Annotated in this window: 16 protein-coding genes; 12 read left to right on the forward strand and 4 right to left on the reverse strand. The window is 64.6% G+C overall.

Annotation, left to right across the window (positions count from 1 at the left end):
- Positions 1 to 27 precede the first annotated feature (27 nt).
- Positions 28 to 933, reverse strand: a complete 906-nt coding sequence (locus LRP30_RS08905; protein ID WP_128935792.1) for a helix-turn-helix domain-containing protein — start codon at positions 931 to 933, stop codon at positions 28 to 30.
- Between the two features lie 50 nt (positions 934 to 983).
- Here LRP30_RS08905 and pobA point away from each other — a divergent pair, with 50 nt between their 5' ends.
- Complete coding sequence (pobA, locus tag LRP30_RS08910) at positions 984 to 2156, forward strand: 4-hydroxybenzoate 3-monooxygenase (RefSeq protein ID WP_249760062.1); 1173 nt, start codon at positions 984 to 986, stop codon at positions 2154 to 2156.
- Positions 2157 to 2357: 201 nt separating this feature from the next.
- Here the strand turns inward: pobA and LRP30_RS08915 are convergent, their stop codons facing one another.
- The 3 genes from LRP30_RS08915 to LRP30_RS08925 all read right to left on the reverse strand — a co-directional run bounded on the left by LRP30_RS08915 (position 2358) and on the right by LRP30_RS08925 (position 6376).
- Positions 2358 to 4508 carry an adenylate/guanylate cyclase domain-containing protein gene (locus LRP30_RS08915; protein WP_249760063.1) on the reverse strand — a complete coding sequence of 717 codons (2151 nt, stop codon included), beginning with the start codon at positions 4506 to 4508 and terminating at the stop codon, positions 2358 to 2360.
- Between the two features lie 17 nt (positions 4509 to 4525).
- Complete coding sequence (locus LRP30_RS08920) at positions 4526 to 5194, reverse strand: hypothetical protein (protein WP_249760064.1); 669 nt, start codon at positions 5192 to 5194, stop codon at positions 4526 to 4528.
- A 129-nt stretch (positions 5195 to 5323) separates the two neighbouring features.
- Positions 5324 to 6376, reverse strand: coding sequence for an HD domain-containing phosphohydrolase (locus LRP30_RS08925; RefSeq protein WP_128938204.1), 1053 nt, complete (start codon positions 6374 to 6376; stop codon positions 5324 to 5326).
- A 269-nt stretch (positions 6377 to 6645) separates the two neighbouring features.
- On the opposite strand from LRP30_RS08925, the gene LRP30_RS08930 reads away from it, so the two are divergent.
- The 11 genes from LRP30_RS08930 (at position 6646) to LRP30_RS08980 (ending at position 18437) form a co-directional block, all read left to right on the forward strand.
- Complete coding sequence (locus tag LRP30_RS08930; protein ID WP_128938203.1) at positions 6646 to 6969, forward strand: STAS domain-containing protein; 324 nt, start codon at positions 6646 to 6648, stop codon at positions 6967 to 6969.
- Positions 6969 to 7334: a response regulator gene (locus LRP30_RS08935; protein ID WP_008142319.1), complete on the forward strand. Its 366-nt coding sequence runs from the start codon at positions 6969 to 6971 to the stop codon at positions 7332 to 7334. The genes LRP30_RS08930 and LRP30_RS08935 overlap by 1 nt, the downstream gene beginning before the upstream one ends.
- Positions 7331 to 9403: a chemotaxis protein CheA gene (locus LRP30_RS08940; RefSeq protein ID WP_249760065.1), complete on the forward strand. Its 2073-nt coding sequence runs from the start codon at positions 7331 to 7333 to the stop codon at positions 9401 to 9403. Before LRP30_RS08935 ends, LRP30_RS08940 begins: the two co-directional genes overlap by 4 nt.
- Complete coding sequence (locus LRP30_RS08945) at positions 9403 to 9864, forward strand: chemotaxis protein CheW (RefSeq protein WP_164934405.1); 462 nt, start codon at positions 9403 to 9405, stop codon at positions 9862 to 9864. The genes LRP30_RS08940 and LRP30_RS08945 overlap by 1 nt, the downstream gene beginning before the upstream one ends.
- Positions 9865 to 9901: 37 nt before the next feature.
- On the forward strand, positions 9902 to 11599 hold the full coding sequence (locus LRP30_RS08950) for a methyl-accepting chemotaxis protein (RefSeq protein WP_249760066.1): 1698 nt from the start codon (positions 9902 to 9904) through the stop codon (positions 11597 to 11599).
- 77 nt (positions 11600 to 11676) lie between these two features.
- Positions 11677 to 12159 (forward strand): chemotaxis protein CheW, encoded by a 483-nt coding sequence (locus LRP30_RS08955; protein ID WP_128938196.1) that lies wholly within the window; start codon positions 11677 to 11679, stop codon positions 12157 to 12159.
- A gap of 59 nt (positions 12160 to 12218) precedes the next feature.
- Positions 12219 to 14021 carry a methyl-accepting chemotaxis protein gene (locus LRP30_RS08960; RefSeq protein WP_249760067.1) on the forward strand — a complete coding sequence of 601 codons (1803 nt, stop codon included), beginning with the start codon at positions 12219 to 12221 and terminating at the stop codon, positions 14019 to 14021.
- A gap of 146 nt (positions 14022 to 14167) precedes the next feature.
- The gene (locus tag LRP30_RS08965; protein ID WP_249760068.1) at positions 14168 to 15022 is read left to right on the forward strand and encodes a CheR family methyltransferase; all 855 of its coding nucleotides are present in this window, start codon (positions 14168 to 14170) and stop codon (positions 15020 to 15022) included.
- Positions 15023 to 15039: 17 nt separating this feature from the next.
- Positions 15040 to 16131 (forward strand): chemotaxis response regulator protein-glutamate methylesterase, encoded by a 1092-nt coding sequence (locus LRP30_RS08970; protein WP_249760069.1) that lies wholly within the window; start codon positions 15040 to 15042, stop codon positions 16129 to 16131.
- Positions 16132 to 16136: 5 nt separating this feature from the next.
- Positions 16137 to 17858 (forward strand): chemotaxis protein, encoded by a 1722-nt coding sequence (locus tag LRP30_RS08975; protein WP_249760070.1) that lies wholly within the window; start codon positions 16137 to 16139, stop codon positions 17856 to 17858.
- Between the two features lie 135 nt (positions 17859 to 17993).
- On the forward strand, positions 17994 to 18437 hold the full coding sequence (locus LRP30_RS08980) for a hypothetical protein (protein WP_249761730.1): 444 nt from the start codon (positions 17994 to 17996) through the stop codon (positions 18435 to 18437).
- Positions 18438 to 18520: the final 83 nt, after the last annotated feature.

Genomic DNA, 18520 nt, shown 5'->3' on the forward strand with positions numbered 1-18520 from the left:
ACGCTTGGAAGTTTGGCATCCGGGGCCTCAGCTTTCGCTGCCATGGAGCTGCGCGCGGAAGGCGCGCGGCGACAGCCCGGTGGCCGCGGCGTAGACGCGGCTGAAATAGGCGGGATCCTCGAAGCCGAGCGCGTACGCAATCGTCGAGACCGGCAGGTTGGTGTAAACGAGGTTGCGCCGCGCCTCGCGGATCAGCCGGTTGAGAATCAGATGCGAGGCTGTGTCGCCGGTCGCCGCCCGCGTGATCCGGTTGAGATGCGTCGGCGTCACCGACAGCGCATTGGCATAGTCGGCGACGCTCCAGCGCTCCAGATGATGCTGCTCCAGCAGCGCCTCGAAGCGGCGGAACAATCCGCTTTCCGCTGAACCGTTGCCGCCGCTCTCGCTCGTGAGCGCGCGCGCCACGAGCCCGATCATGGCCGACGACAACGCGCGCAGCACATGCGCGCGGCCGAAATCGCGGGCGGCGTGTTCGGCGAAGATCTGCTTCATGGTGGCGCGAATCTGCGGCGTGCCGCGCACCACGCCCGATTGCGACAGAGCTCCGCGCAGACCTTCGGCCGCAAGCAGCGCCTCGTCCAGGATCTCCGCGGCGATGGTTAGCACCCAGCCCTGGGTATCGGGCACGAAGCGGAAGCCGTGGACGTGTCCGACCGGAACGTTGACGATCTGCATCGGTCTCAAGGATACCACGCGCCCGTCCAGCGTTGCCTCGCCGCCACCGCGCTCGATCAGGAGCACCTGGTGCAACCGGGCGTGGCGGTGCACGGCCAGTGTCCAGTCGTGCAGCACCGAGCGGGACGCGATGGTCTCGCAATGCACGACGTCGGGCAGGTCACCGGACTCGCCAAAGAGATTGTAGACCCGGATCGCCGGGGCAGGGGCTGTGCTTCTCATGTTCGAATAGTACAAGACAAAGACGAAACCCTCCATCGGTTTGCGGCTTTGAATCTGCAAAATAGCGCCGACGGGAGGACGCAAAAATGAAAGTTCAGGTCTGTATCATCGGCGGCGGGCCGTCCGGGCTGCTGTTGTCCCAGCTGCTGCATCTGAAGGGCATCGATACCGTCGTGCTGGAGAAATACGGCCGCGACCACGTGCTGGCCCGCATCCGCGCCGGCGTGCTCGAGCACGGTTTTGCAAAACTGATGCGCGAGGCGCAATGCGGCGAGCGGATGGACCGCGAGGGCGAGATCCATCGGGGGTTCGAGATCGCCCATGACGGCATGCTCTCCCAGATCGACCTGCACAAGCATTCCGGCGGCAATTCTGTGCTGGTCTACGGCCAGACCGAGCTGACGCGCGACCTCTACGAAGCGCGCGACCGGCTCGGCGGCAAGGTCGTGCACAATGCCGAGGACGTGACGCCGCGCGATCTGACGTCGGACCGTCCCTACGTGACCTATCGTTCGAACGGCGAGACCGTTCGCATCGATTGCGACTACATCGTCGGCGCCGACGGCTTTCACGGCGTCAGCCGCAAGTCGATCCCAAGAGACGTGCTGCGCGAATATGAGAAGGTTTATCCGTTCGGCTGGTTAGGAGTGCTGTCGCGCACGAAACCGGTGTCGCCCGAGCTGATCTATGTGAAGCATGAGCGCGGCTTCGCGCTCTGTTCCCTGCGCTCGCAGGTGCTGAGCCGCTACTACATCCAGGTGCCCTTGACCGACAAGGTGGAGGACTGGAGCGACGATGCGTTCTGGGCCGAGCTGAAGCGCCGCCTGCCGGTCGAGGTCGCCGGCCGCCTGATCACCGGTCCGTCGATCGAGAAGAGCATCGCGCCCTTGCGCAGTTTCGTGGCCGAGCCGATGAGCTATGGCCGCCTGTTCCTCGCCGGAGACGCCGCCCACATCGTGCCGCCGACCGGCGCGCGCGGGCTGAACAGCGCCGCCTCCGATATCTACTACCTCTACCACGCCATGCTCGCGCACTATCAGCACGGCGACGATTCCGGCCTCAAGGGCTATTCCGCCAAGGCGCTGGCGCGGATATGGAAGGCGCAACGCTTCTCGTGGTGGATGACGATGCTGCTGCACCGCTTCCCCGATCGGCTCGAATATGAGGATCGGCTTCAGCAGACGGAGCTCGACTATCTGCTCTCGTCGGAGACCGCGCAGCGCCTGCTCGCGGAGAATTATGTGGGGCTGCCGTTTTAGGCAGGGGCGCGTCTAGCGCGGACGTCTTCCCTTCTCCCCTTGTGGGAGAAGGTGGCGCGAAGCGCCGGATGAGGGGTCTCCCTCCACGGACTCATTGAGAGAAGTGCGCGCGGAGAGAGACTCCTCACCCGTCTCGCCGCTGCGCGGCGAGCCACCCTCTCCCACAAGGGGAGAGGGGAAGTACGCCCGCGGTTGACGTCGCTACTTCCCTTCCAACGTGTTTACCGGCGTCCACTCCGGCGGTGGCGGATTAGCAGTTAATGCTTTTGCGCGCTCCGCGAATATTGATGACGGTAGATCGATCTTCGCTACGCCATCGAACGCATCAGCCGCCTTGACGAAATCCTTTGCCCGCCAGCAGGCCAGCCCTTCGGCATACGCCGCGGCTACCTTTGTTTGCTCGGCGCTCTCTGCGCCCCTCTCCGCCAGCGGCTCGAACACCCTGATCGCTTCGCCGCGTCCCATCACCCTGATCGCATCGAGCTCGCGCCAGGCGAAGGTGTCGCCGGTCTGCGCCATCGTGGTTTCGGAGGCCATGATCGCGGTGCCGTAATATTTGTTGGCACCCTCGAGCCGCGAGGCCACGTTCACCGTGTCGCTCATCACGGTGTAATTGAATCGGCGGCGCGAGCCGATATTGCCGACCACGGCTTCGCCGCTGTTGAGGCCGATACGGTGCGACAGGCCATGGCCGGCGAAAGCGGGATTGTCGGCGTTGAGCTCCGCCAGCTTCTGGTGGCACTCCAGCGCGGCATGGACGGCATTGCGCGCATGTGCGCGATCGTCGGCCGGAGCACCGAACATGGCGACGATGGAATCGCCGATATATTTGTCGACGTAGCCGCCATGGCCCTCGATGATATCGGTCATGGCGGACAGATACTCGTTCATCAGGGTCACAAGCTCGCCAGGTGTCATCGTCTCCGCGATCGAGGAGAAGCCGCTGAGATCGGAGAAGAACATGGTGACATTGCGCATCTCGCCGCCGAGCGCCGGCATCTTGCCGGACGCAACCATGGTGTTAATCACTTCAGGGGCGAGATAGAGGGCAAAGCTCTTGCGCAGGAAGCGCTCGTCGCGATCGGCCAGCACGAAGCGGTAGCCGATCATCATCGCGAGCGCCGCAAGGCTTGCGAGCGCGGGCTCGGTCAGCGGCAGCGCCAATGCGTGAACGAACGCACCGACGGCCATTGCGGCGTAAACGGCGGTGAGGCCGAGCCAGGCAATCAGCGCGCCGCTCGGCGCAAGCATGCCGGCGGCGCAAGCGATGACGAGGGCGAACGCGATCGTGAGAATGCTCCGTGCGGGAAAGCCGAGCTCGGTCACGGCATCGCGTTCGATCAGGTTGCGAACGACGGTGGCGTGCACGAACACGCCGGCGACATCGCTGCGCGGGCGTTGCGCGCCACGCTCCGGCGCGGGCAGGGCGCATCGCGCGGCCGGCGTGCCGTCATATCCGCCAGACAGGCGCATCGAGGTGAGCTTACGGTCCTCGAAATTCAGGACCGTGCCAAGCAGCACGACCTTGCCGTCGAAGGCGCGGCGAAAGAAATCGCGATCGCCCTTCTCGACGCAGGCGCGCAGGTCGGCGAAGGAGAAGGTCGGGACGTCGCGACCCAGCCCGCGAAAGTTGAGCGTCATTGTATTCGGCATCGCGCTCGGGATCGCATAGCCGGACAATTCGGTCGCGCCGGACGACGCAATTTCGGGCTTTGCGCCAAGCGCACGCGCAGCGAGCTCGACCGCCATCGCGGGGACCGACCTGCCCTCGATGGCAAAGCTCAACGGCATTCGGCGGATCACGTCGTCGTGGTCGGTGTAGACATTGAGCGCGCGGATGGTGTTGCGCACTGCCACTTGCTGTGCGCGATAGGGCACTTCCGGATGATCGATGCTCAGGATTTCGCCGAGCACGAGTTTGCCGCTGTCGGAGATTTGCCGCAGGGCGATCAGATAATCCCGATCAAATCCCTTCATGCGGCTGCCGACCGACATGTCGCCGAAAGGAATCTCCGACTGTTCGATCGAGTTCTTGAAGATCACGTCGAAGCCGATAACCTTGGCGCCGCCCTCGGTGATGCTGCCGAGCACCCGGCCGATTTCGCGCGTCCAGGTCTGGGTCGGCGATCCCTTGAAGGGTGGTGTGTCGTAGGTCTCTCCATCGATCGCCACCACGACGACTGGCGACGTCGCAGGTTCGCGGCGCTCGCCGACCAGCTTGCCGCGCATCGCCGTGAGGATGTCGAGCGAGAGACCTTGCAGCATCTGGAGTGGCGGAGACGTGACGATCGCGCCCGCGAGGAGCGCGATCAGGATCGCCACAACGATGTCCCGCCTGCCGATCCGCCGCATCGTGTTGTCGAGGCCGTCTATTCGAGCCGCAGCAAGCGGCCGATCACCGGGGTGGGCGACGCGGTGGCGCTGGCGTCGACCTGGAAGGCGTAACGCTTGGCGCCGAGAATGGCGAGATAGCTGCCGCCCGGGGTCAGTGACTTTCCGGCCTTGGCAAAGTCATAGAACTTGCCGCGGATCATGACGTCGTTCTTGAGCGGCACGCTGATCGTGGGCTCCTTGCCGTCGGTGCGCTCGATCACCAGCGTGCTGCCGCTCTTGGCCTGGACCAGCGGCGCAACGCCATAGATCGTCGGCAGCTTGGACGGAGCGCCCTTGGCATCGGACCGCATGGTCCGGAACGTGGTCGCGGCACTCTGGTTCGCCTCGCGTTCGGAGAGCTGCGCCGCCTTGGTATCGCAGGGCACCTTGGCGCGCTGCACGTCGCCGAGCTGCACGGTGCTCTGTTCAGTGCCGACCAGGACGACGCCTTCGCTGATCGTCTCGCGCAAGCAGGATTTGAGATAGCTGAGGGTAATGCTGGTCTTGGGCCCGAGCTTGATGATTTTGCCCGGCGCCACATAGTCCATGAACTCGACTCCGTCGATCTTGCCTTGCACATCCTCGACGATTGCGGCCGGGGTCTCCGCCAGGGCGGAGCCCGCAACACAGAACGCGCCGACAAGGGCGCCGATCAGGCTTCTCATGCGTATTCTCATTCAGTTCGACCGATACTTTGCCGGTCCCCGTCCCGGTCCGATGCTTAGCAGCGGCGCGCCCAGGCAAGTGTGACCAGAATCACTCTTTGATATTGGTGCACCTTATCAGGAACAGGTTCAAATCGGCGATCGGGTATCAAGCCGACCGGCGGCGATCTCGACCACCTCGTCCCAGCGCGACAGGAAGGCCTCGACGCAGGCCGGATCGAACTGTCGACCCTTGTTCTCGACCAGGTAATTGCGCGCCACCTCGAGCGGCATCGGCTCCTTATAGGGCCGACGGGTCGTCAGGGCGTCGAAGACATCGGCGACCGCGACTACGCGCGCGGCGACCGGAATCGCGTCCGCCCTGAGGCCGTTCGGATAGCCCGCGCCGTCCCAGCGCTCGTGATGGCCTGCGGCAATTTGTGCTCCGAGCCGGATCAGCTCGCAGCTGGAATCCGCCAGGATCCGCTCGCCGATCGTTGCATGCGTCCTGATCACTGCCATCTCCTCCTCGGTGAGCTTGCCGGGCTTGAGCAGGATATTGTCGGGAATGGCGACTTTGCCGACGTCGTGCAGGGGCGCGGCCAGATAAATGTCGCGGCAGAGCCGGGCCGGCAGGTCGAGCTGTTCGGCGATGATGCGGCTATAGCGGGCGACTCTCAGGGTGTGCTCGCCGGTGTCATTGTCGCGGTATTCGACCGCGAGCGCGAGCCGCAGGATGATCTCCTCCTCGCGCTCGCCGAGCTTTCGTGTTGCTGCCGCGACGTCGCTGGCCAGATGCGCGGCACGATCGCTGAGCTTGCGCACGGCTGCACCAAGCTGAATCAAGTTGCGCAGACGTACCGTCATCTCGACGCTTTGCGGCTGCTTGGGCAGGAAGTCGGTCGCACCGGCCTGCAGCGCTTCCATCTTGAGGTCATCGGTCTGTCGCGAGGTGATCATCCCGATCGGGATGTCGGCGCAGCCGGGCAGGGTGCGGAAGACACGGATGAAGCTGATGCCGTCCATATGCGGCATCTCGTAGTCGACCAGCACGAGGTCGAAGACGCGCTCGCGCGCGCAGGCCAGCGCTTCGACGGGATCGAGGAAGGTGGTGGCTTCGACCAGACCTTCGGCCTCGATATGACGTTTGAGGAAGTTGAGGACGGAACGGCTGTCATCAACCAGAAGCGCTTGGGTCAGCATCGGCGGCCGGGGCTCTCTTCGCTGGCAAAGGCACGAACCCCACGCATAACCCGAGCGAATTTAACGCGAAGCAAATGCCCGTACGGAGGCCATGGCGCTCAAGGAAATGCGCGCCCGCGCACGAGATGTCAGCAGGCTGTGCACGCTTGCATGCATTTGCGCGAATTACGCGGGAGTGTGACCCGTAGTTGTACGGAGTCCCGCGTTAGGGGTTTGCTCATCCGATTCGCGTTAAACGTGTATCGGAATTTTGCAAAGGCGGGGCAGCGATGGCGCTCAATCCCACGGAGCCGAAGTGGTCGTTGCGGTTGCCCGCCGATTGCAGCATTGCGGCCATTCGCAGCGTCTATGACCTCATTCGCGAGGCGTTCGGCCGCCAGGAGCGGCTCGAGATCGACTGCTCCAGCGTCGACAAGGCCGACGTCACCTCGATCCAGCTTCTGCTGTCGACCGCCAAGACGGGCGAGGCGCAAGGCCGCCCGGTGGTCCTGACCTCCTTCTCTCAGTCTCTGCGCAACACCCTTCGCCGCGCCGGCTTTGCCAGCGAAGCGATGATGGATCAGCACTTCCCGCAAAAGAAAGATGGCACCTGATGGCCACGATTCTGACCGTCGACGATTCCCCCAGCATTCGGCAAATGATCAAGGTCGTGCTCGAGCCGGCCGGTCACAACGTGATCGAGGCCGGCGATGGCGCGCAGGGGCTTGCCAAGGCTCAGGCCGGCAAGCTCGACCTCGTCATCACCGACCTCAACATGCCCGTCATGAACGGGCTGGAGCTGATCCGGGCGCTGCGCAAGCTGCCGAGCGCGGTCGGCATGCCCATCGTGTTCCTGACTACCGAATCCAACGACACGGTGAAGCAGGAAGCCAAGAGCGCCGGCGCCACCGGCTGGATCACCAAACCGTTCAAGCCCGAGCAGTTGCTCGCCGTCGTCGGCAAGCTGGTGCGTGCATGAGCGCAATGGACCCGACCGAGGTCTTTCGTCAGGAAGCCAGCGAGCTCTTCGAAGTTCTGGAAGGGGCTCTGCTCGATCTCGGCCAGCGTCCCGACGACCGCGAGCTGGTCGATTCCGCATTTCGCGCCCTGCACACGATCAAGGGCTCGGGCGCCATGTTCGGCTTCGACAAGGTCGCCTCGTTCACGCACGAATTCGAGACCGCCTTCGACCGCGTCCGCAAAGGCGAGATCAAGCCGACGCAGGAGCTGATCTCGGTCGCGCTCGCCGCCAAGGACTACATCCGCGCCCTGATCGAGGATCCCCAGTCCACCGACGACATCATCGGCGAAGCCATCCTCGACGACCTCAGGCGCTTCGTCTCGTCCGACCAGCCTGCCGCACCCGTCGCCGAGATCGAGGAGGCGCCGCCGCTGGTCCCCGGCGCGCGCAAGCAGGCCGGCTGGCACCTCAATCTCGAATTCGAATCCCACGTCCTGCGCAACGGCTCGAACCCGCTCGACTTGCTGGAAGATCTCTGCAAGCTCGGCCCCTGCTTCGTCGTCCCGATCACCGACGGCATACCGTTCCTCGACGAGATGGAGCCCGAAGACTGCTATCTGAAGTGGGATGTCAAACTGCACGCGGCCTGCGACAAGGACGCGATCGACGACGTCTTCATGTTCGTCCAGGACGAGATGAAGCTGACGCTCTCGCCGCTGGAGCATGTTGAGGCGCCCGCCCCGGTACCGCTGTTCCAGCTGCTCGACGAGGAGCCGGCGGCCCCGCTGGCCGAGATGCCTGCGCCGGCGGTTGAGCTTGCTGCCGCGCCGGTCGAGCAGCCTGTTGCAAAGGCGGAGCCGAAATCTGAATCAAAGCCGGAACCGAAGGCCGAGGCCAAGCGCGACGATCGCGGCATCGCCACCGTCCGCGTCCAGGCCGAGCGCCTCGACGAGCTCATGGATCGGGTCGGCGAGCTCGTCATCGCCCAAGCGCGGCTGACCCAGCTCGCCGCCGCCGGCTCCGACCTCTCGATCAAGATGATCGCCGAGGAGATCGAGCGCCTTGCGTCCTCCTTGCGCGACACCACGATGGGCGCGCGCCTGGTGCCGATCGGCTCGCTGTTCGGCCGCTTCCGCCGCCTGGTGCACGATCTGTCGCGCGACCTGTCGAAGCCGGTCGAATTCGTCACCTCGGGCGAGGACACCGAGCTCGACAAGACCATGATCGAGTGCCTCGCCGATCCGCTGGTGCACCTGATCCGCAACGCCATCGACCACGGCATCGAGGACACCGCGACGCGCGCTGCCAGCGGCAAGACCGAGCAGGGCCGGATCGAGCTCGCCGCCGTCCATTCCGGCGCGCAGGTGCTGGTCACCGTGAAGGACAATGGCGGCGGCCTCAACACCGCGCGCATCCGCGCCAAGGCGGAAGAGCAGGGGCTGATCGCGGCGGGGGCCGTGCTCACCGATCACGAGATCCACCAATTTCTGTTCCACCCGGGCTTCTCGACCGCGCAGACCATCTCGGCGCTATCAGGCCGCGGCGTCGGCATGGACGTGGTCAAGCGCACCATCGAGAACATGCGCGGCTCGATCGACCTGTCGACCAGGTCGGGCCAGGGCACCACCGTGACGCTGCGCCTGCCGCTGACGCTCGCAATCATCGAGGGCCTCCTGATCCGCGTCGGCGAAGGCCGCTACATCATTCCGCTGTCGGCGGTGGAAGAATGCGTCGAGCTCACGGCCGAGGACGAACGTTCGCGCGGCCGCAATTTCCTCAACGTGCGCGGCAATCTGGTCCCGTTCCTGCGCTTGCGCGAGATCATGAGCGCATCGGGCGTGCCCGACCGCCACCAGAAAACGATCATCATCTCGACCGGCGAGACCCGCGTCGGCCTCGTTGCCGATCAGATCATCGGCAACCACCAGACCGTGATCAAGTCGCTCTCCAAGCTGCATTCCGATGTCACGATGTTCTCCGGCGCGACCATCCTCGGTGACGGCACGGCGGCGTTGATCCTCGACGTCGCGCAGCTCGTCGCGCTGGCTCAGTCGAAGGTCGAGAAGCACATCAGCGAGGCAGCGTGATGAACGAGGGTTTGGCTGGCGAGCGCCAGGCTGACGCGATGCAGGTCGTGATGATCGGGCTCGGCGAGGAGAAATTCGCGCTCGACGCCGGCCTCGTGCGCGAGATCATTGATCCCGTTCCCGTGACCAAGGTCGCGGGTGCGCGCGCCTTCGTTCCCAGCGTGATCAATGTGCGCGGCAACGTCATTCCGCTCGCCGACCTCCGTATCCGCTTCGGCATGCCGCAGCTCGACAATTCGGCCGATACGCGCATCGTCGTCATCGAGCTCGAGCTTGACGGCGAGCCTGTGCTGGTCGGCGTCACCGCCGACAAGGTCTACGAGGTCACGGAGATTTCGCACACGGACGTGCAGCAGACGCCGCGCGTCGGCATGCACTGGAAGCCGGAATTCATTCGCTTCATCGCCAAATGGCGGGAAGAGTTCGTCATCGTTCCCAACATGGAACGCATTCTGAATTGAAACGGGGTCTCAGGCGAGACTGGGGTAGGGGCTGGAAATGAGATTTACCGTCAAGGCAAAGCTTGCCACTGCATTCGGCTTGATCATCATCCTGTCCGCGCTTGCGGGCGGTGTGGCTTACATGAAGCTCAGCGACATGATGGCGACCGCAGACAGCATGGTCCTGCGCGCAAGCCGGATGGAGAAGGCGACGCAGATCGAAAAGGATATCCTGCTTCAACTGCGCGCGGAAAAGAACTCCGTTCTCGGAACGGAAGCCCAGGCCGAACAATTTGCAGCGGAAGCAGCCAGGCTTCGTGAGGAGGCGACGAAGACCAGGGATGAGGTCTACGCGTTGGCGAGCGAGGCGGGCAGGAAGCTGCTCGACAGCTTTGCAGCCGCATACGCGAAGATGAATACGTACCAGGAAGAGACGATCCGGCTGGCGAAGATGGACAAGACGAAGGCCATGGAGCGCTCGATGGGCGACGGCCGCAAGGTCGTCGCAGACGCGATGGAGGCGATGGGCGCCTATGTCGTCAACACCAAGAAGCAGATGGCCGAGCAGGCCGTCCAATCCAAGGCAGAGGGGCACCAGGCGCAATTCTTGCTGATGACGCTGATCGGCATCTCGTTGGCAGTTGCGATCGGGGCCGCGCTTTGGATCTCTATCTCGATCAGTCGTTCGCTCGGAAGGGCTGTTGGCCTCGCAGGCGCGGTCGCCGAGGGTGACCTCAGCCAGACCATACCTTCGGCGAGCAACGACGAGATCGGAGATCTCGTCAAGTCGCTGAACGGCATGGTCGAGAAGCTCCGGCAGATCGTCGCCGAGGCGATCACGGCGGCGCAGAACGTTTCCGCCGGCAGCCAGGAGCTGTCGGCCAGCGCCGAGCAGCTCTCGCAAGGCGCGACCGAGCAGGCCTCGTCCGCGGAGGAAGCCTCCTCCTCGATGGAGGAGATGGCCTCGAACGTGAAGCAGAACGCCGACAACGCCAACCAGACCGAGAAGATTGCTGCGCAATCGGCCAAGGATGCCGAAGCCAGCGGTGTCGCTGTCGGTCGCGCCGTCGAGGCGATGCGGACCATCGCCGAAAAGATCACCATCGTGCAGGAGATCGCCCGCCAGACCGACCTGCTCGCGCTCAACGCGGCCGTCGAGGCCGCACGCGCCGGCGAGCACGGCAAGGGTTTTGCCGTGGTCGCTTCCGAGGTCCGCAAGCTCGCCGAACGCAGCCAGGCCGCTGCGGCAGATATCGGCACGCTGTCGACCGAGAGTGTGAAGGTGGCGCAGGAGGCGGGCCAGATGCTGTCCAAGCTCGTGCCCGACATCAAGAAGACCGCGGAGCTGGTTCAGGAGATCACCGCCGCCTGCCGCGAGCAGGACGTCGGCTCGGCCCAGATCAACCAGGCCATCCAGCAGCTCGACAAGGTCGGCCAGCAGAACGCCAGCGCCTCCGAGCAGGTGTCCTCGACCTCGGAGGAGCTCGCCTCGCAGGCCGAGCAGCTCCAGTCGACCATCTCGTTCTTCCGCATCGAGCATGCCGGCCGCGGCGAGAGTGCCGCGCCCGCGCCGATCGACCGTGCCGTGACCCAGCTCCGTGCCAAGGCTGCGCACATGGCGGCGGCGGACCGGGGCGCGAAGAAGCCCGCGCCCGTCCGCAAGCCGGCGCGTGCGATGAAGGTCGCAAGCGGCGGCGGCTTCGCCTTCGACATGCATGACGGCGAGGACGATCGCGACGCCGAGTTTCAACGCTGACTGACTGGTCCGGCCTCGAGCCGGACCGTGCTCATTTCCAAACCTTCGGACCCTCCTTCGGACCCTTGGACTGCATCATGGCCGCAACCTCGCAATATCTGACGCTCGGGCTCGCCGGCGAGACGTTCGGCATCAGCATCCGCAACGTCCGCGAAATTCTCGACATGCGGCCGATCTCGCGGCTTCCGCATGCGCCGGATTTCCTGCTCGGCATGATCGACGTGCGCGGCAGCGGCTATCCGATCGTCGATCTCCGGACCAAGCTCGGCCTGCCGAGCGTCGCTGCCACTGAAGCAACCCGGATCATCATCCTCGATGTACCGATGAAAGATCGCCTGGTCGGCGTCGGCTTCGTTGCCGACTGCGTCTTTGAGGTCACCGATATCGACGAGCAGGCGATCGAGCCCATCCCCGAAGTCGGCGGGAAATGGCAATCCGACTATGCCGCCGGAATCGGCCGTAAGGGCGAAAAGTTCGTCGTCATCTTCGATCTCGCCAAGCTGATGGCGCATGACGAGATCCCGGAGGGGCGTGATGCCGATGCATCTCGCGCCGCATGAATTGCGAAGCGTAAAGCGTTGCCGAGTAGCAATCCCAATTTGAACCAATGAGATCGAACATGAGATTCACCGTCAAAGCTAAGCTTGCCAGCGCCTTCGGCGTCGTCATCCTTCTGTTCATTGTGGCAGGCGCTGTGAGCTACACGAAATTGGCCGACATGGCCGCGACTGCAGATTCCATGGTGCTTCGCGCCAAGCGGATGGAGAAAGCATCCGAAGTCGAAAGGATCATTTGGCAGCAGGTCAGGGCGGAAAAGAACGCAATTCTGGGAACACCAAGCGAAGTCGATGAATTCGCCGCGAACGCGGCCAAGCTCCGCGAGGAGGCGACGAAGATCAAGGACGAGGTCTATGCGCTCGCCAGTGAAGGTGGCAGGAAGCTGCTCGACAATTTTGCGAGTGTCTACGCCAGGATGAATGTCTACCAGGAAGAGACGATCAGGCTGGCAAAGACGGACAAGACCAAGGCAACGGAGCGCTCGATGGGTGACGGGCGCAAGGTGGTCGCGGACGCGACGGAGGCGATGGGAGCCTATGTCGCGAACACGAAGAGGCAGATGGCCGAGCAGGCCGTGCAGTCCAATGAAGACAGCCGTCGCGCCCAGTTGATCCTCATCGTTCTCATCGTCGTCTCGCTCATCGCTGCCGCGATCAGCGCAGTCTGGATTTCGATCAATATCAGCCGGTCCCTCGCCAAGGCCGTCGGACTGGCGGATGCTGTGGCGATCGGCGATCTCAGCCAGAAGATCGATGCGTCCAGCAACGACGAGATCGGCGATCTCGTGAAGTCCCTGAACGCGATGACGGTCAACCTCAACAAGACCGCGGCCGTCGCCAATGAGATCTCACAAGGCAATCTGATGGTCGAAGCCAAGCCGCTGTCGGACAAGGACACGCTCGGTCTCGCGCTCGAACGCATGGTGGAGAAGCTCCGGCAGATCGTATCGGAGGCGCTCACCGCGGCGCAGAACGTCTCGGCCGGCAGCCAGGAGCTCTCCGCCAGCGCCGAACAGCTCTCGCAGGGCGCGACCGAGCAGGCCTCGTCCGCCGAGGAGGCCTCCTCCTCGATGGAGGAGATGGCCTCGAACGTGAAGCAGAACGCCGACAACGCCAACCAGACCGAGAAGATCGCGGCGCAGTCCGCCAAGGACGCGGAGGCCAGCGGCGCCGCGGTCGGCCGCGCCGTCGACGCGATGCAGACCATCGCCGAGAAGATCACGATCGTGCAGGAGATCGCGCGCCAGACCGACCTGCTCGCGCTCAACGCGGCGGTCGAGGCCGCCCGCGCCGGCGAGCACGGCAAGGGCTTTGCGGTGGTGGCGTCCGAAGTGCGCAAGCTCGCCGAGCGCAGCCAGGCCGCCGCCGCCGAGATCGGCACGCTCTCGGCCGACACCGTCAAGGTGGCGCAGGAGGCCGGCGCCATGCTTTCCAAGCTCGTTCCGGACATCAAGAGGACAGCCGAGCTCGTCGAGGAGATCACCGCGGCCTGCCGCGAGCAGGACGTTGGCTCGGCGCAGATCAATCAGGCGATCCAGCAGCTCGACAAGGTCGGCCAGCAGAACGCCAGCGCCTCCGAGCAGGTGTCCTCGACCTCCGAGGAGCTCGCCTCGCAGGCCGAACAGCTGCAGTCCACGATCGCCTATTTCCGCATCGAGCACGACGGAAAGAGCCACGCGGCTGCCCCGATCGATCGGGCGGTCAATCAGTTGCGGGCCAAGGCGGCGACAATGGCGGCCACTGAGCGTCCGGCCAAGAAGCCGCAAGGCAAGCCGGTGCGCGCCCTGAAGGCTGCCAATGGCGGCGGCTTCGCATTCGACATGAACGACGGCGGGGACGACCGGGACGCCGATTTCCAGCGCTAGGGCCCGCGAGGGCTCCTGCGGGCCGGCCCGCTCGATGACGGTGGACCGGTCCGTTTTCAGCGGTTACGTGAACGCGTAGGATTCAAGATGGCCAGGACGGCCCGACATTCACTGCAGGCGGCCATCCCGGACCGGGGCAGGCGGCCATGATGCCCGCCGTGCAGGATACGGCCGTGCATCTGTCGGACCGCCACTTCCGGACCATCGCCCAATTGATCGAGGGCCAGGTCGGCATCAAGCTGCCGCCGGGCAAGCGGCTGATGCTGGAAGGGCGGCTGCACAAGCGCGTGCGCGCGCTGAACTATTCGGATCTGAACGAGTACGTCGAAAACCTGTTCGAGGCCGATCATTTCGACACCGAGCTCACTCATCTCATCGATGTGGTGACGACCAACAAGACCGACTTCTTCCGCGAGCCGCAGCACTTCACCTTCTTGCGGGATGTCGCGATCCCCGCCCTGCTCAAATCGCATGGACGCAAGAATGCGAACCTGAAGATCTGGAGCTCGGCGAGCTCCACCGGCATGGAAGCCTATACGACCGCGATGGTGCTGGACGACATGACGCGGAACGGCTCGCGGTTTCAATACCGCATCCTCGGGACCGACATCTCGACTGCAGTGCTGCGCCTTGCCAAGACCGCCATCTACACGCGCGACGTGCTTGCGCCGGTGCCGGAAAACTTCGTGAAGCGATATTTCCTGTTGTCGCGGGACAAGTCGCGCGGCGAGGTGCGGGTGGTACCGGAATTGCGGCGCATGACGCATTTCATGCGAATGAATCTCATGGATACGTCCTATCCCGTCGATCGCGACGTCGACATCATCTTCTGCCGCAACGTCCTGATCTATTTCGAGCGCGAGACCCAGCGCAAGGTGATCGAGCAGCTGTGCAGCCATTTGCGGCCCGGCGGTTATCTGCTGGTCGGGCATTCGGAATCGATGATTCACAGCGCCGTGCCGGGTCTGAAGCAGGTCCAGCCCACCATCTTCCAGGTTTGATCGGAGCGCCGCCAAAAATGCCGAAGGAGAAAGTTCGCGTACTGATCGTGGACGATTCGGCGTCGGTGCGCCAAATCCTGCAGACGATCCTCAACGACGATCCCGACATCGAGGTGATGGCAACGGCTTCGGATCCGTTCGCGGCGGCGCGCCGCCTCCAGAACGAAATTCCCGACGTCATCATCCTCGACATCGAGATGCCGCGCATGGACGGCATGACGTTCCTGCGCAAGATCATGGCGCAACGTCCGATCCCGGTGATCATCTGCTCCTCGCTGACCGAGGAGGGCTCGAACGTGATGTTCGAGGCGTTCGAGGCGGGTGCGGTCGACATCGTGCCGAAGCCGAAGATCGACACGCGGCAGGCGCTGCTCGAATGCTCCACGCGGCTGCGCGAGGCCGTGAAATCGGCCGCCCGCGCCCGGGTGCGCCCGCGTGCGCAGCGTCGGGTGGTCGAGAAGAAGCTGACGGCCGATGCGATCATCCCGCCGCCGGTGCAGGGCAAGGTCCGCCCGACCACCGAGCGCATCGTGTGCATCGGCGCCTCGACGGGCGGCACCGAGGCGCTCAACGACGTCCTCGAGATGCTGCCCTCGCATTGTCCGCCTATCGTCATCGTCCAGCACATGCCGGCGGGCTTCACCGCGGCCTTTGCCAAACGTCTCGACGGCGTCTGCCAGATCCGGGTCAAGGAGGCCGAGGACGGCGAGCCGGTGCTGCCGGACTGCGCCTACATCGCGCCGGGTGCCCGTCACATGCTGCTCCAGCGCATCGGCCTGCGCTACCAGATCGCGATCAAGGATGGCCCGCCGGTGTCGCGCCATCGTCCGTCCGTCGACGTGCTGTTCCGCTCGGCGGCCCAGCATGCCGGCGCCAACGCGCTCGGGGTGATCATGACCGGCATGGGCGACGACGGCGCGCGCGGAATGCTGGAGATGCGCAAGCTCGGCGCCTCGACGCGGGCGCAGGACGAAGAGAGCTGCGTGGTGTTCGGCATGCCCAAGGAAGCCATCGCCCATGGCGGCGTCGAGAAGGTCGTATCGCTGCATCATATCCCGCGCGAGATCATGCACTGGTACCAGGCCGGCCACGCCGCGGCGGCAGGTTGATCGCAATGTCCGTCATTCCGGCCAACACGCTCAATGAGGCGATCACCGCGGTAGAGGACGTTTCCTCGCGCATCGAAGACGTGTTCGCGCGCGTCGGCCAGGAGCTCGGGCGCGGCCACCTCATCTTCAAGGAGCTGAACCAAGGTCTCGCGACGCTGTCCTCGGAACTCTCCGGCGCAGAGATCGAGGGCGCCGCGACCGCGTTGCAGGAGATCGCCGCACAGCTCAGCGAGCTGGCGCAGGCGCTTCCGGCCGAGACTGCCCTGCTGGAGACGATCGGCAAGAGCACGGCGGAGGCGTCCTCGCTGCTCAAGCCGGTGTTCAAGCACATCCAGATGATCACCATCATCGCCCGCAGCGCGCGGATCGAGGCAGCCTCGCTCGACGGCGACCGCGAGGGCTTTCTCGCCTTCACGCAGGAGGCCTATGATCTCGGCAGGGCCGTGCAGGGCTCGATCGAGGGCTGCGCGCGCGATCAGCAGCGCCTGTCCGAGGCGGTCGCCACCGCACTCGGCCGGCAGAAGGAGTTCGAGAGCCGCTACCGGAATCAACTGGCGGCGGAGAGCGTCGAGCTTGGTGCGGCCTATTCCGGATTGCACGATCAGCGCCGCAACAGCAGCCGTCTCGCCGACCTTGCGAGTTCCAGCACCAGGAAGATCGCCGAGGCGGTGGGGAGCGCGATCATCTCCTTGCAGGCCGGCGACAGCACGCGCCAGCGCCTCGAGCATGTCGCTTACGGTCTCGGACTCGCCTCGGAATCGACCCCGAGCCTCGTTCCTGAACCGGTCGCGAGCAATGACGGCGCGCGCGCGATTTGCCAGTTGCAGGCGGTCCAGCTCAGGGATGCCCAGCGCGAGTTTGGCGGCGACATCGGCCAGATCGTTCGCGCGCTGACCGCCATCCTGCACGATGCGAGCAGTGTCGTCGGCCACGGCCGCACGCTGTTCGGCGGCGAGGACGGCGGGTCGTCATCGTTCCTGGCGCGCATCAAAGAGACGCTGGCACACGCCTCGACCCTGATTGCCACCTGCGAGGGCGCTGGCCGCTCGGTGGATGAAGCGCTTGCGATCGTCGAGGACACGCTGACGAAGTTTCGTCAGGCGATCGCCGGGCTTGCCGAGGCGACCGTCGACATCACGCTGATCGGGATGAATGCCGGTCTCAAGGCAAGCCATCTCGGCAGCCGCGGCAGCGCCTTCGTCGTCATCGCCAACGAGCTCAAGACGACCGCCGACCAGGTCTCGGCGGGGGCAGGACGCTTGCGGCCGGTGCTCGATGGCATCGAGCGCTCGGCCAGGGAACTGAAGCAACTCCGCGTGCAGGGCGATCCCACGCAGCTCGCCAAGCTCGAGCCGCAGATCCTTCAGGCGCTGCGCGAGGTCGAGGCCGGCAATGAACGGCTCGGCAAGCTGATGAATCGGCTCGTGGTTGAAGGCGCGGAGTTCGAGGGGCTGATGAATTCGGCGCAAGGCCTGATGAGCACGCTCGGCGAAGGCTCCGCGGCTTTGCCCGCGGTCGCTGCGCGCCTCGAGACGGCCGGTGCCGGCGCGCAGAAACCGCGTCCGCAGGACGAGGCCATGCTCGACGAACTCTTCGCGCGCTATACGATGGAGCGCGAGCGGGACGTCCACAGGCAATTCCTGCAAACGCTCGGGCTGGCGTCGATCGCCACTACGCGCCGGGTCGAGGCGGTCGAGACTGCCGATGACGGCATAGAACTGTTCTGACGTCACTGCCGGCTTCAGCAATTTGACAGGTTGACTTTGCGAGGCATTAACCGTGGCGGAATGCACGCCGCTTGGGTCATTGTCGCGCCCCACGGTTCGTTGCAAATACGCATGGAATTCACGACGGATGTTTCCATGCTGAAAGAGGGCAAATACGCGGCATGGTTTAGAACCGCGCAAGCGCAAGGCACCGGCATTGTGCATCTGTCCCAGGGCCGGATTTCGGGCAGCGACAGCTTCTTCACCTATGGCGGCTCCTATCAATTCGATGACGACCAGCGTTTCACTGCCGTTCTGACCACGCGCCGTCATGCGGAGGGCCCGCCAACCGTGTTCGGACGTGACGAGGTCGAAGTCTATCTCTCCGGCGTCTTCAGCGGTGCGATGGCGACCTGCTCGGGGACGGCGAAGCAAGCGCCTGACGTGAAGTTCGAGGCGACGCTGATCTACAGCCAGGAAGACGCGCCGCCTGCCGACGTCAGGAGCGCAGTCGTGAGGCTGAACGTAGATAAGCTGCCCAAGGGGCCCGACAGCCGTTACCGGCCGCGGCATCCGTTCACGGCCGGCCCGTCCAAGTGAATTCGCGTAGCTCCACGCGCGCCCAGCACCGTGATTAGCGTTGCATTGACGCTGTTGTCTCGAAATCACGCCGCGGCCGCGCT

Origin of the sequence: Bradyrhizobium sp. C-145, assembly GCF_023375135.1 — a bacterium.
Classification (GTDB): Bacteria; Pseudomonadota; Alphaproteobacteria; order Rhizobiales; family Xanthobacteraceae; genus Bradyrhizobium; species Bradyrhizobium zhanjiangense.